Raw genomic sequence first — 13,392 nt, 5'->3', positions numbered from 1 at the left:
AAGCGACCGGGGCATAACCGCAGTACACAGACCTAGAAGCAACACCGAAGAAGTAGTAAGAAGCAGAGAAAGCCGGTACATGCCAACCATCAACCAGCTGGTCCGCAAAGGGCGACACGACAAGGCTGCCAAGGTGAAGGTGGCGGCCCTGAAGGGCAGCCCGCAGCGTCGCGGCGTGTGCACTCGCGTGTACACCACGACCCCGAAGAAGCCGAACTCGGCGCTTCGCAAGGTCGCCCGCGTGAAGCTGACCAGCCAGGTCGAGGTCACCGCCTACATCCCGGGCGAGGGTCACAACCTGCAGGAGCACTCCATGGTGCTGGTGCGTGGCGGTCGTGTGAAGGACCTGCCCGGCGTGCGCTACAAGATCATCCGCGGTTCGCTGGACACCCAGGGTGTCAAGAACCGCAAGCAGGCCCGCAGCCGCTACGGCGCCAAGAAGGAGAAGAGCTAATGCCACGCAAGGGCCCCGCGCCGAAGCGCCCGCTGGTCAACGACCCGGTCTACGGTTCTCAGCTGGTCACCCAGCTGGTGAACAAGGTGCTCAAGGACGGCAAGAAGTCGCTGGCCGAGCGCATCGTCTACGGCGCCATGGAGCAGGCGCGGGACAAGACCGGCACCGACCCGGTGATCACGCTCAAGCGTGCCCTGGACAACGTCAAGCCGGCCCTCGAGGTCCGCAGCCGCCGCGTCGGTGGCGCCACCTACCAGGTGCCGGTGGAGGTCCGTCCGGAGCGGTCGGTCACCCTCGCGCTGCGTTGGTTGGTCACCTTCTCCCAGGCCCGTCGCGAGAAGACCATGGTCGAGCGGCTGGCCAACGAGATCCTGGACGCCAGCAATGGTCTGGGTGCCGCCGTGAAGCGGCGCGAGGACACCCACAAGATGGCCGAGGCGAACCGCGCCTTCGCGCACTACCGCTGGTGACCTGGTGCCCGGTGGGCACCGGTGCCCGCGGCACCCGAACTGCACCTGACAACGCAAGCGAAAGAGTGGGAATCTAGCCGTGGCACAAGACGTGCTGACCGACCTGAACAAGGTCCGCAATATCGGCATCATGGCGCACATCGATGCCGGCAAGACCACGACCACCGAGCGGATTCTGTTCTACACCGGGGTCAACTACAAGGTCGGTGAGACGCACGAGGGTGCGGCCACCACCGACTGGATGGAGCAGGAGCAGGAGCGGGGGATCACCATCACCTCCGCGGCCGTGACCTGCTTCTGGAACGGCAGCCAGATCAACATCATCGACACCCCCGGGCACGTCGACTTCACCGTGGAAGTCGAGCGCTCGCTGCGTGTTCTCGATGGCGCCGTCGCTGTGTTCGACGGCAAGGAAGGCGTCGAGCCGCAGTCCGAACAGGTGTGGCGGCAGGCCGACAAGTACGACGTCCCGCGGATCTGCTTCGTCAACAAGATGGACAAGATCGGCGCGGACTTCTACTTCTCGGTCAAGACCATGGAGGAGCGTCTCGGGGCGCGCGCCATCCCGATCCAGCTGCCGATCGGTGCCGAGAACGACTTCGAGGGCATCGTCGACCTGGTCGAGATGAAGGCCAAGGTGTGGCGCGGCGAGACCAAGATGGGCGAGACCTACGAGGTCGTCGACATCCCCGCCGAGCTGGCCGAGAAGGCCGAGGAGTACCGGACCAACCTGCTCGAGGCCGTCGCCGAGGCCGACGAGGAGCTGCTGGAGAAGTACCTCGGCGGCGAGGAACTGTCCGTCGAGGAGATCAAGGCCGGGATCCGCAAGCTCACGGTCAACTCCGAGATCTACCCGGTGCTGTGCGGCACCGCGTTCAAGAACAAGGGCGTGCAGCCCATGCTCGACGCGGTCGTCGATTACCTGCCCTCGCCGCTGGACGTCGAGTCGGTCAAGGGTCACGCCCCCGGCAAGGAGGACGAGGAGCTCTCCCGCAAGCCGTCCATCGCCGAGCCGTTCTCGGCGCTGGCGTTCAAGGTCGCCGCGCACCCGTTCTTCGGCAAGCTCACCTATGTGCGCGTCTACTCGGGCAAGGTCGACTCCGGCGCTCAGGTGATCAACTCCACCAAGGGCAAGAAGGAGCGGCTGGGCAAGCTGTTCCAGATGCACGCCAACAAGGAGAACCCGGTGGAGTCGGCCGCGGCCGGCCACATCTACGCGGTGATCGGCCTCAAGGACACCACCACCGGCGACACCCTGTGCGACCCGGCCGAGCAGATCGTGCTGGAGTCGATGACCTTCCCCGATCCGGTGATCGAGGTGGCCATCGAGCCCAAGACCAAGAGCGACCAGGAGAAGCTGTCGCTGTCGATCCAGAAGCTCGCCGAAGAGGACCCGACCTTCAAGGTGCACCTGGACCAGGAGACCGGTCAGACCGTCATCGGCGGGATGGGCGAGTTGCACCTGGACATCCTGGTGGACCGGATGCGTCGCGAGTTCAAGGTCGAGGCCAACGTCGGCAAGCCGCAGGTGGCCTACCGCGAGACCATCAAGCGGGCCGTGCAGAACGTCGAGTTCACCCACAAGAAGCAGACGGGTGGCTCGGGTCAGTTCGCGAAGGTGATCATCAACCTCGAGCCGTTCACCGGCGAGGACGGTGCCACCTACGAGTTCGAGAACAAGGTCACCGGTGGCCGCATCCCGCGCGAGTACATCCCGTCGGTGGATGCCGGTTGCCAGGACGCCATGCAGTACGGCGTGCTGGCGGGGTACCCGCTGGTGAACCTGAAGGTCACGTTGCTCGACGGCGCCTATCACGACGTCGACTCCTCGGAGATGGCCTTCAAGATCGCCGGTTCTCAGGTGATGAAGAAGGCTGCGGGAGCTGCGCAGCCGGTCATCCTGGAGCCGATCATGGCCGTCGAGGTCACCACCCCGGAGGACTACATGGGTGACGTGATCGGCGACCTGAACTCCCGCCGTGGTCAGATCCAGGCCATGGAGGAGCGCAGCGGTGCGCGTGTCGTCAAGGCACAGGTGCCGCTGTCGGAGATGTTCGGCTACGTCGGCGACCTTCGGTCGAAGACCCAGGGCCGGGCCAACTACTCCATGGTGTTCGATTCCTACGCTGAGGTTCCGGCGCAGGTCTCGAAGGAGATCATCGCCAAGGCGACGGGCGAGTAATCCCCGCTGCCCCCGCGGCGAACAGAAAATTGAATACCTCAACAATGCTTTAAGTAAAAGCACCAACAAGTCCAGGAGGACACAGAAGTGGCGAAGGCGAAGTTCGAGCGGACCAAGCCGCACGTGAACATCGGCACCATCGGTCACGTCGACCACGGCAAGACCACCACGACGGCAGCGATCACCAAGGTCCTGCACGACAAATTCCCGGATCTCAACGAGAGCTTTGCCTTCGATCAGATCGACAAGGCTCCCGAGGAGAAGGCTCGTGGTATCACGATCAACATCTCCCACGTGGAGTACCAGACCGACAAGCGGCACTACGCCCACGTGGACGCCCCCGGTCACGCCGACTACATCAAGAACATGATCACCGGCGCGGCCCAGATGGACGGCGCGATCCTGGTCGTGGCGGCCACCGACGGCCCGATGCCGCAGACCCGCGAGCACGTACTGCTGGCCCGTCAGGTCGGCGTGCCCTACATCCTGGTGGCGCTGAACAAGGCCGACATGGTCGACGACGAGGAGCTCCTGGAGCTCGTCGAGATGGAGGTCCGCGAACTGCTGGCCGCCCAGGACTTCGACGAGGAAGCCCCGGTCATCCCGATCTCGGCGCTCAAGGCGCTCGAGGGCGACGAGAAGTGGGTCAAGTCCATCGAGGACCTGATGCAGGCCGTCGACGACTCCATCCCGGACCCGGTTCGCGAGACCGAGAAGCCGTTCCTCATGCCTGTCGAGGACGTCTTCACGATCACCGGTCGTGGCACCGTGGTCACCGGTCGCGTGGAGCGCGGCATCGTCAACGTGAACGAGGAAGTCGAGATCGTCGGCATCCGTCCCGACACCACCAAGACCACGGTCACCGGTGTCGAGATGTTCCGCAAGCTGCTCGACCAGGGCCAGGCCGGTGACAACGTCGGTCTGCTGCTGCGCGGCATCAAGCGTGAGGACGTCGAGCGTGGCCAGGTTGTGGTCAAGCCCGGCACCACCACCCCGCACACCGAGTTCGAGGGCAGCGTCTACATTCTGGCCAAGGACGAGGGCGGCCGGCACACGCCGTTCTTCAACAACTACCGTCCGCAGTTCTACTTCCGCACCACGGACGTGACCGGCGTGGTGACGCTGCCGGAGGGCACCGAGATGGTGATGCCCGGTGACAACACCGACATCCACGTCAAGCTGATCCAGCCCGTCGCCATGGACGAGGGCCTGCGCTTCGCGATTCGCGAGGGCGGCCGTACCGTCGGCGCCGGCCGGGTTACGAAGATCATCGCCTGATCTGACTCAGCTCACAGAGTCCCCCATCTCCGCAATGGAGATGGGGGACTTTGCGTTTGGCGGGGGCTGCGCAATACGGCTGATAGCGGCCCGGCGACCCTGGAAGTGCTGATAGCGTCCCGAAACGGGCCCGGGGAAGCCGACCGGCCCGACGCCGCACCGCCTGCGCCGGGCTGGACTGCCGTCACCGTACCCGAGCAAAGTTCCGACACCGAAGGAACGCATGGGTACCACAGAGGTTTCGGCGCAGAACCGCAAGGACAGCAAAGTCAGCCTGCCGACGTTGACCGCCATGGTGGTCGGTTCGATGGTCGGCTCCGGAGTCTTCCTGCTACCGCGGCGGTTCGGCGCGGAAACCGGGGTGCTGGGCGCCATCATCGCGTGGACCGTCGCCGGCAGCGGGATGCTGATGCTGGCCTTCGTGTTTCAGCGCCTGGCCACGCGCAAACCACAGCTGGACGCCGGCATCTTCGCCTACGCCAAGGCCGGCTTCGGTGACTACGTCGGGTTCAATTCGGCGATCGGTTACTGGGCGTCGGCGTGTGCGGGCAACACGTCGTACTGGGTGCTGATCACCGCCACGCTGAGCGCGTTGGTGCCCGCGTTCGGAGCCGGCGACACGGTGGCGGCCGTCGTGATCTCCGCGATCGGCGTGTGGTTGTTCGCGCTTCTGGTCATGCGAGGCGTCAAGGACGCCGCGGTGATCAACTACATCGTCACGGTCGCGAAGATCATCCCGATCCTGATGTTCATCATCATCGTCGCGATCGCATTCCAGGCCGACATCTTCGTCGACAACTTCTGGGGTGCCGACGGCTACTCCTTCGCCTCCATCTGGGACCAGGCCACCGGCACGATGCTGATCACGGTGTTCGTCTTCCTCGGTATCGAGGGCGCCAGCGTGTACTCGCGGATGGCGCGCAAGCGCGAGGACGTCGGGCGCGCCACCGTCATGGGATTCCTCGCCGTGCTCAGCATCTTCGCGATGGTCACCCTGGTCTCCTACGGGGTCCTGCCGCAGGACGAGATCGCCGGGGTGGAGCAGCCGTCGATGGCGGCGGTGCTGGAATCCGTTGTGGGACCGTGGGGATCGATCTTCATCCGGGTCGGCGTGATCGTCTCGGTGCTGGGCGCGTATCTGGCCTGGACGTTGATGGCCGCCGAAGTCCTCTACATTCCCGCCAAATCCGATGACATGCCGCGCTTTCTGGCCCGGACCAACCGGCACGGGGCGCCGGTGATGGCGTTGATCATGGCCGCCGCCCTGATCTCCCTGTTGCTCATCGCGTTGCTGTTCGCCGCGGACGCACTGGATTTCATGCTCGACCTGACCGCGGCGTTGGCCCTGATCCCGTATCTGCTGGCCGCGGCCTATGCGCTGAAGTTGACGGCCACCCGGGAGACCTACGGCGAGGGCAAATCGCTGGTGCCGGACATGATCATCGCCGCACTGGCAACCGTGTACACGCTGTTCCTGCTGTATGCCGCGGGCATGGACAAGCTGCTGTTGTCGTGTCTGCTGTACGCGCCGGCGGCGGCGCTCTACTTCCGGGCGCGCCGCGAGCGCAACCTTCGGGTGTTCCGTCCCGCCGAGGCGGTGTTGTTCGGGGTGATCGTGGTCGGCGCCGTCGTGGCGGTGGTGTCATTGGCGACCGGCGCCATCGAAATCTGAGGTACGGGAAGGGAAGACAGGTGACAACTCCGTCGGGCGCCTATGGCGTGCACTCCGAGGTCGGCAAGCTGCGCAAGGTGTTGGTGTGCTCGCCGGGCCTGGCCCACGAGCGACTGACGCCCACCAATTGCGACGACCTGTTGTTCGACGACGTGCTGTGGGTGCAGAACGCGCGCCGCGATCACTTCGACTTCATGAACAAGATGCGCGAGCGTGGCGTGGAGGTGGTGGAACTGCACAACCTGCTCACCGAGACGATGCAGATCCCCGAGGCCAAGAGCTGGTTGCTGGACCGCAAGATCGTGGCCAACGAGGTCGGGGCGGGTCTGGTGGAAGACACCCGGGGGTTTCTGGACTCGGTGCCGGAGCGCCGGCTGGCCGAACTGCTGATCGGCGGGCTGTCCACCCGCGATCTGCCCGCCGAGATGCGCACGAGTTACCTGTCATTGGCCCGCGAGGATGCCGGCGTCAACGACTACCTGATGCCGCCGCTGCCGAACACGCTGTACACGCGCGACACCACCTGCTGGATCTACTCCGGCCTGACGCTGAACCCGCTGTACTGGCCGGCCCGGCACGACGAGACCCTGCTGATGAAGGCGATCTACCAGTTCCACCCGGACTTCGTCGGTTCCACCGTGTGGTGGGGCGACCCGGAAAAGCAATGGGGAACAGCCACATTCGAAGGCGGCGACGTGTTGGTGCCGGGGCAGGGCGTGGTGCTGATCGGGATGAGTGAGCGGACCAGCCGGCAGGCGATCACCCAGGTGGCCGCCGAACTGTTCGCCCGCGGTGCGGCCGAGCGCGTGATCGTCGCCCGCATGCCGAAGTTGCGGTCGGCCATGCACCTCGACACGGTGTTCACCTTCGCCGACCGGGACGTGGTGACCATCTATCCGGAGATCGTCGACAACATCGTGCCGCTGAGCCTGGTGCCCAGCGACTCGGCGCCGGGGGTCGAGGTGATCGAGGAGACCAAGCCGTTCACCGAGGTGGTGGCCGCGGCGCTGGGGCTGGCTGAACTGCGCGTGGTCGAGACCGGCGGCAGCCGGTACGACGCGGAACGCCAGCAGTGGGACAGCGGCAACAACCTGGTGGCCGTCGAACCCGGGGTGGTGTTCGCCTATGACCGCAACACGCACACCAACTCGTTGTTGCGCAAGGCCGGCGTGGAGGTCATCACGATCGTCGGTGCCGAGTTGGGACGCGGCCGCGGGGGCGGGCACTGCATGACCTGCCCCATCATTCGTGACCCACTGGATGGGTAAGCGTCTAGAACGCGTTCTAGTTCTGCTGTTAGCCTGGCCGCACGAGCCCCAAACTTTCCCGCGAGCGTGCGCGTCCCCGGCCGCCACGCCGTGCAGATTCCCGGATCTGCGCACGTTCGCGGCCACCGGAAAGGATCCGCGATGACCCCAGCAGCACCCCTGGAGGGCCGGGTGGCGTTCGTGACCGGGGCCGCCCGCGGCCAGGGCCGGGCGCACGCCGTGCGGCTGGCCGCCGAGGGCGCCGACATCGTCGCCATCGACGTCTGTAAGCCGGTGTCGGACGCGGTGACCTATCCGATGCCCACCGCCGAGGATCTCGCCGAGACCGTCCGCGCGGTCGAGGCCACCGGGCGCAAGGTGCTCGCCCGCGAGGCCGACATCCGCGACCTGGCCGCCCAGCAGCAGGTGGTCGCCGAGGCCGTCGACCAGTTCGGGCGCCTCGACATCGTGGTGGCCAACGCCGGCATCTTGAGCTGGGGGCGGATCTGGGAGCTGTCGGAGGAGGCGTGGGACACGGTCGTCGACGTCAACCTCAACGGCACCTGGCGCACGGTCAAGGCGGCGATCCCGGCGATGATCGAGGCCGGCAACGGCGGCTCGGTGATCATCGTCAGCTCCTCGGCGGGCCTGAAGGCCACGCCGGGCAACGCGCACTACGCGGCGTCCAAGCACGGTCTGGTCGCGTTGACCAACGCGCTGGCACTGGAGGCCGGCGAGTTCGGCATCCGGGTGAACTCGATTCACCCCTATTCGATCCAGACCCCGATGATCGAGCCGGAGGCCATGGCGGAGATCTTCGGGAAGTTTCCCACCTTCTTGCACAGCTTCGCCCCGATGCCGCTCAAACCCGTTGCGCGCGACGGCAAGCCAGGGTTGCAGGAGTTCATGAGCCCGGAAGAGGTCGCCGACGTGGTGGCCTGGCTGGCCGGCGATGCGTCCCTGACGATCTCGGGATCGCAGATCGCCGTGGACCGCGGCGTGATGAAGTACTGACGCGGACTTCGGCCCCGAAGGCCTGACCGGTACCGCCGGTAGCGCAGGGTGGCGGTCCATGCGCGCCGGTCATCGTGTAAGAACTGTCTTCGTGGGTGAGGACAGAACTCAAGCAAAAGTCGTGATCGTCGGCGGCGGACTGGCCGCGTCCCGGGTGGCCGAGCAGCTGCGCCGGTCCGAGCACGCCGGGGAGATCGTCATCGTCAGCGACGAGGTGCATCTGCCGTACGACCGGCCGCCGCTGTCCAAGGACGTGCTGCACAAGGACAGCCACGAGTTCTCCGACGTGACGCTCAAGCCCCGTGAGTTCTACGACGAGCACAACATCACGCTGCGGCTCGGCTCGGCCGCCACGGCGGTGAACACCGAGGCCTCGACCGTCACCCTGGCCGACGGCACGGAGGTCGGCTACGACGAGCTGATCATCGCCACCGGGCTGGTACCCCGGCGGGTCCCGTCGTTCCCGGACCTGGCCGGCATCCATGTGCTGCGGACCTACGACGAAAGCCAGGCCCTGCGGCGGGAGGCCGCCTCCGCGCGGCGGGCGGTGATCGTCGGCGCGGGCTTCATCGGCTGCGAGGTGGCCGCAAGCCTGCGCAAACTCAACGTCGAGGTGGTGCTGGTCGAACCGCAGCCGGAGCCGTTGGCCTCCGTGCTGGGGACCCAGATCGGCGCACTGGTCACCCGGTTGCACCGGGCCGAGGGCGTCGACGTGCGGACCGGCGTCGGCGTCGCCGAGGTCACCGGCGACACCAGGGTGCAGAAGGTGGTGCTCTCCGACGGCACCGAGGTCGAGGCGGACCTGGTGGTGGTGGGCATCGGCTCGCGCCCGGCCACCGACTGGCTCGAGGGCAGCGGCATCGCGCTGGACAACGGCATCGTCTGCGACAACGTCGGAGCCAGCAGCGCGCCGCATGTCTGGGCGCTCGGGGACGTCGCGTCTTGGAGAGATGCCACCGGACACCAAGCCCGCGTTGAACATTGGAGCAACGTCGCGGAGCAGGCCAGGGTGCTGGTGCCGGTGCTGCTGGGACAGGAGGCCCCGGACGCCGTGGTGGTGCCGTACTTCTGGAGCGACCAGTACGACGTCAAGATCCAGTGCCTCGGTGAGCCGGAGGCCGACGACATCGTGCACATCGTCGCCGACGACGGCCGCAAGTTCCTGGCCTACTACGAGCGCGACGGCGTGGTGGCCGGTGTGGTCGGCGGCGGTATGCCGGGCAAGGTCATGAAGGCCCGGTCCAAGATCGCCGCCGGAGCGCCGATCTCTGAGGTCCTCGGCTAGAACTCACCCAGGTAGAAGCGGCCGCCCTGGTCGTCGGTGCACTCCGCCATCCGGCCGTAGTCCTGCCGCGTGGGCTCTGCGAGCACGGTCCCGCCGGCCTCCCGCACCCGCTCGACGGCGGCGTCGACGTCGGCGACGGTCCACATCGGCACGACGACGGGTTGCTCGGCACCGCCGGCCAACCCGGCCATCGGGTGTGTGCCCTGCACGCCCCACCCGTCGTCGACCCGGCCCGGCTCGAACGGCCAGTGCAACACCCGGCCGTAGAACTCGCGGCTGACGCTGCTGTCCGCAACGTTGTAGGTGATGTACGAAAGTTCGCCGGGGCCGGCACCGTTCAGTTCGGGCCGGCGGATCTCGGCGTTCGGTTCGAAGACCGCGAACGCCAAGCCCTGTGGGTCGGTGGCGTCCAGCACCGGGCCGAAGGGGAACTGCCGGACCTCGCCGACGCGCCCGCCGGCAGCCAGGATGGCCTGCCGGGCCGCCGCCAGATCGGTGACGGCGTAGCTGCAGAACAGGGTGGGCGGCCCCGCGGTCTCGGCGATGCCGATCGGTTCGGCGGTGTTGGTGACCCGATGGGTCTCGGGATCGACGACCCAGCCCAGCACGTGCCCGTAGAAGGCCGCGGCGCGGCGCGCGTCGCGCGTCCACACCGCGACGTACCCGACGTCGCCGTGCCGGATCGGTGCCGTCGCCCCGCGCATCGGCCCGGTGAGCATCCAGCGGTGCCCGAACGGGTCGACGACGGTGGCGTTGCGCGAACCGTGTTCGTCTGCGACCTCGCGGGCCACCGTCGCCCCGTGGGCGCGGGCGCGCTCGAGCGTCGCGTCGGTATCGGCCACGGGCAGCATCAGGCTCACCGAGGTCGCACCGGCCGCCGGCGCCCGCAGGCCCAGTTCGGGGAAATCGTCGGCCAGGTAGAGCACGCCGCCGCCGATGGCCAACTCGGCGTGGCCGATCCTGTTGTCGTCCATCACCACCGGCTCGCCGATGACCACCGCGCCGAACGCGTCGGCGTACCAGCGGAGCGCGCGCCGGGCGTCGGCGACGCTGAGGTAGGGCAGCGCCGCCGGCCGCGGAACGACAAACGGTGCCGCGGCGGCGCGGGTCTCGAGGTCGGCAATGGCCGTGTCGGTGCCACTCATGTCAACTCCTTCGCTTCCTGGGGGTAGCGACAGCGCCGATTCCAGCCGCCGCCGCAACCGCGCGGCGAACCCGGGATCGGGACGGACCGGGGTGTCGTCACCGTGGAGAACTTCCAGCGGGTCTGAGCTGTTGGGCGAACTCACGATGCACCCCCTTCCGGATAAAGCTGTCTGAAAGCCCTTCGCGCCCTGACCAACAACGCCTCGGTGGCATGGACGGTGCGGCCGAGGACCTCGGCGCATTCGGGGACCGAGCGGTCGTCCATGTACCGCAGCGCCAGGACGACGCGGTGCGGTTCGGAGAGGCGGGCCAGAACGGCTTCGGCGACGATCCGGTCCAGCTCGGCGTCCCACCCGTCGGCGTCGGGGTCGGGTTCGGGCGTATCGGGCATCGGGATGGTGAACCTGTCACTGCGGCGGCGGTAGTGGTCGGCGACCTTGTGCCGGGCCACCCCCATCAGCCAAGGCAGCGTGATGGGCGGCGGCGCGGTCTTGCGGGCGGCGTCCATCGCCGCCAGGAAGACCTCCGACGTCAGGTCCTCGGCCGTCCCGCGGTCGCCGCAGCGGCGCACGACGTAGCCGTACACCGCAGGCAGTGCTTCGTCGTACAGCTCGAGCAACCGCTGCGGTGCGCCCGGCGGATCCGATGTGGGGCTCACATCCCTATCGTCGCCGCCGGGCCCCGAACTCCGACGCCTTGCGCCAAACTTTTTTCAGCGCGAACGTGCCGGGGCCCGCTACTTCAGCGCGAATGTGCATGTCCCCGGTCGACACGCCGACGAATTTTCGTGGTTCGCGCACGCTCGTCACGCCGCGCGGGCCGCCATCGCGCCCTCGATCCGGCGCACCATCTCGGCCGGGCGCCGCCGCACGTCGTCGGCCACGATCGACAACATCGTCCAGCCGAGCTCGTTCAACGCGGCCAGCTTCTGCCGATCCCGGCGGAATGCGTCGGTGTCGCTGTGCCAATCGAATCCGTCGAACTCGACGGCGAGCCGAAACTGTGGCCACGCGAAATCGACGCGCCAGGTCCGCCAGCTGAGGTCGACGATCTCGTACTGCAGGACCGGCGCCGGCAGTCCGCCGTCGATCATGGCCAGCCGCGACTCGCTTTCCATCGGCGATTCGGCCAGCGGCGACGCGAGCGGGAGCAACTCGCGCACCCGGACGATGCCGCGGCGGCCGGCCTGTCGGTCCACGGCATTCCGCAGCGCGCGCTCGTCGCACGCGCCGGTCCGCAACGCGGCGTCCAGCGTCGCCAACCCCCGGGCGCGGCGCAGGCCGCGGGCCACCTCGACCGCCGTCCACGCCGGTTCGGTGGCAACTCGGCCGTCGATCGTCGTCAATGGTGCGCCTTCGCGGCGGTGCACCACCAGCCCGTCGCTGGCCCGCAACTGGTGTCCCTCGGGGGTCAGCACATGTAGGTCGACGGTGTTCTCGACGTCGAATCCGTATGCAGCAGCGGCGGTTCCGAGGCAGATGGGCACCGGTTCACCCGCGCGCAGGTCGAGTCCGCGCAGGCGAAGGAGGGTGTCGGGTTCGGCGCGGCTGTAGACGCCGGTCCACACCGGCGCAAACGTCCCGGCGGCCACGCCGGACTCGAAGGCTGCGCGGCCGAGGACCCGGAGAAGTTGGCCGGTAGTGGCGACACCGCCCTGCGCGGCGAGGAGGTCATCGAGGGCTTCTGACATCCCCGGATGCTGCTGAAGTCCGCGTGCCGACGGTAGTCACCCCTGTGGATAACCCGCCGCGGCGTGGTGAGCGTGCGCAGACCACGAGATCTCCTCGGCGTGTCGGCCGGGGACATGCACGCTCGCGCTCAGGGGGCGCTCGCGCTACACAGGTGGGGGAGGGAAGACCACGTCGAAGGCCGCGCCCAGGGCCCCGGTGAGCGTGACCGACTCGTCGGCCAGCCAGTGCTCATAGGCCGACAGGGCCACCCCGAGGAGGGTCCAGGCCAGCGTCTGGGGTTGCAGGTCGGTGGGCTTGGCCTCGGTGCGGCGCGCGACAAATCGGGCAATGACCTCGCGCCAGCCCGCGTACATCGTCATCGAATACGCCTGCAGCTCCGCGGTTTCCAGGATGACGCGCATGCGTTCGCGATGCCGTGCGGTCTCGGTGGCGCCGAAGGTGTTGAACTCGAGCAGCGCCGTCCGCAGGGCGGTGTGCAGCGGTTCGGCGCCGTCGACGTGGTCCAGCAGCTCGCCGAGGCGGTCGAGGTGCGCGTCGAAGTCGCCCCACAGGATCGCGTTCTTGGAGGCGTAGTAGCGGAAGACCGTGCGCCGGGCGATGCCGGCGGCCTGGGCCACGTCGTCGACGCTGACGGCGTCGAAGCCGTGCGCGCTGAACAGGTCCATCGCGACCTCGGCGATGTGACTGCGGGTGGTGGAGCGACGCCGCCCGACCCGGGCCGAGACGGTGTGATCCGAGGGCGAACTCACCGGCTCACCACCTCGCTTTCGATCCCGTCTTCCGTTTCGGCACCCGATGCCATATTCTGTCCCGCACAGACCCGAGGTGTCGAGTCTCACACGACGAAAGGTAATCACATGGACAACGACCAGCAGGCCACCACCGACGCCGAGCTCGTTTCGGAGAGCCTTGTCGAAGAGGTCTCCATCGACGGCATGTGCGGCGTCTACTGA

The 13,392-nt window shown here is 67.5% G+C and carries 13 protein-coding genes; 9 read left to right on the top strand and 4 right to left on the bottom strand.

Features of this window, described 5'->3' with window-relative positions:
- Positions 1–79 precede the first annotated feature (79 nt).
- The 8 genes from rpsL (at position 80) to R2K23_RS18270 (ending at position 9,602) form a co-directional block, all read left to right on the top strand.
- Positions 80–454, top strand: coding sequence for a 30S ribosomal protein S12 (rpsL, locus tag R2K23_RS18305; RefSeq protein ID WP_316511544.1), 375 nt, complete (start codon positions 80–82; stop codon positions 452–454).
- Positions 454–924, top strand: coding sequence for a 30S ribosomal protein S7 (gene rpsG / locus R2K23_RS18300; protein ID WP_316511543.1), 471 nt, complete (start codon positions 454–456; stop codon positions 922–924). The genes rpsL and rpsG overlap by 1 nt, the downstream gene beginning before the upstream one ends.
- A 79-nt stretch (positions 925–1,003) precedes the next feature.
- Complete coding sequence (fusA, locus tag R2K23_RS18295; RefSeq protein ID WP_316511541.1) at positions 1,004–3,106, top strand: elongation factor G; 2,103 nt, start codon at positions 1,004–1,006, stop codon at positions 3,104–3,106.
- A gap of 87 nt (positions 3,107–3,193) precedes the next feature.
- A complete protein-coding gene (gene tuf, locus R2K23_RS18290) occupies positions 3,194–4,384 on the top strand; it encodes an elongation factor Tu (protein ID WP_316511540.1) in 1,191 nt (396 codons plus the stop codon).
- 223 nt (positions 4,385–4,607) lie between these two features.
- Complete coding sequence (locus R2K23_RS18285; protein WP_316511539.1) at positions 4,608–6,056, top strand: basic amino acid/polyamine antiporter; 1,449 nt, start codon at positions 4,608–4,610, stop codon at positions 6,054–6,056.
- 20 nt (positions 6,057–6,076) lie between these two features.
- Positions 6,077–7,324: an arginine deiminase gene (gene arcA, locus R2K23_RS18280; protein ID WP_316511538.1), complete on the top strand. Its 1,248-nt coding sequence runs from the start codon at positions 6,077–6,079 to the stop codon at positions 7,322–7,324.
- Positions 7,325–7,465: 141 nt separating this feature from the next.
- On the top strand, positions 7,466–8,317 hold the full coding sequence (locus R2K23_RS18275; RefSeq protein ID WP_316511537.1) for a mycofactocin-coupled SDR family oxidoreductase: 852 nt from the start codon (positions 7,466–7,468) through the stop codon (positions 8,315–8,317).
- A gap of 91 nt (positions 8,318–8,408) precedes the next feature.
- Positions 8,409–9,602 (top strand): NAD(P)/FAD-dependent oxidoreductase, encoded by a 1,194-nt coding sequence (locus R2K23_RS18270; RefSeq protein ID WP_316511536.1) that lies wholly within the window; start codon positions 8,409–8,411, stop codon positions 9,600–9,602.
- Here the strand turns inward: R2K23_RS18270 and R2K23_RS18265 are convergent.
- The 4 genes from R2K23_RS18265 to mftR all read right to left on the bottom strand — a co-directional run bounded on the left by R2K23_RS18265 (position 9,599) and on the right by mftR (position 13,188).
- A complete protein-coding gene (locus R2K23_RS18265) occupies positions 9,599–10,747 on the bottom strand; it encodes a VOC family protein (protein WP_316511535.1) in 1,149 nt (382 codons plus the stop codon). The two genes, R2K23_RS18270 and R2K23_RS18265, sit on opposite strands and share 4 nt — an antisense overlap.
- A 140-nt stretch (positions 10,748–10,887) precedes the next feature.
- A complete protein-coding gene (locus R2K23_RS18260; protein WP_316511534.1) occupies positions 10,888–11,406 on the bottom strand; it encodes an RNA polymerase sigma factor in 519 nt (172 codons plus the stop codon).
- A 147-nt stretch (positions 11,407–11,553) separates the two neighbouring features.
- Positions 11,554–12,438 (bottom strand): DUF559 domain-containing protein, encoded by an 885-nt coding sequence (locus R2K23_RS18255; protein ID WP_316511533.1) that lies wholly within the window; start codon positions 12,436–12,438, stop codon positions 11,554–11,556.
- Between the two features lie 144 nt (positions 12,439–12,582).
- A complete protein-coding gene (gene mftR, locus R2K23_RS18250) occupies positions 12,583–13,188 on the bottom strand; it encodes a mycofactocin system transcriptional regulator (protein WP_316511531.1) in 606 nt (201 codons plus the stop codon).
- A 108-nt stretch (positions 13,189–13,296) separates the two neighbouring features.
- Between mftR and mftA the strand changes: the two genes are divergently transcribed.
- A complete protein-coding gene (gene mftA, locus R2K23_RS18245) occupies positions 13,297–13,392 on the top strand; it encodes a mycofactocin precursor MftA (protein WP_316511530.1) in 96 nt (31 codons plus the stop codon).

Source organism: Mycolicibacterium sp. MU0050 (assembly GCF_963378085.1).
Taxonomy (GTDB): Bacteria; Actinomycetota; Actinomycetes; order Mycobacteriales; family Mycobacteriaceae; genus Mycobacterium; species Mycobacterium wendilense.
The sequence above is the reverse complement of the archived record's forward strand: the minus strand, read 5'-3'. Positions and strand labels throughout refer to the sequence as shown.

Coding starts and splice junctions, on each gene's coding strand:
- rpsL (WP_316511544.1), top strand. CDS start 80: ATGCCAACCATCAACCAGCTGGTCCGCAAAGGGCGACACGACAAGGCT.
- R2K23_RS18265 (WP_316511535.1), bottom strand. CDS start 10,747: ATGAGTGGCACCGACACGGCCATTGCCGACCTCGAGACCCGCGCCGCC.
- R2K23_RS18275 (WP_316511537.1), top strand. CDS start 7,466: ATGACCCCAGCAGCACCCCTGGAGGGCCGGGTGGCGTTCGTGACCGGG.
- rpsG (WP_316511543.1), top strand. CDS start 454: ATGCCACGCAAGGGCCCCGCGCCGAAGCGCCCGCTGGTCAACGACCCG.
- R2K23_RS18285 (WP_316511539.1), top strand. CDS start 4,608: ATGGGTACCACAGAGGTTTCGGCGCAGAACCGCAAGGACAGCAAAGTC.
- mftA (WP_316511530.1), top strand. CDS start 13,297: ATGGACAACGACCAGCAGGCCACCACCGACGCCGAGCTCGTTTCGGAG.
- R2K23_RS18255 (WP_316511533.1), bottom strand. CDS start 12,438: ATGTCAGAAGCCCTCGATGACCTCCTCGCCGCGCAGGGCGGTGTCGCC.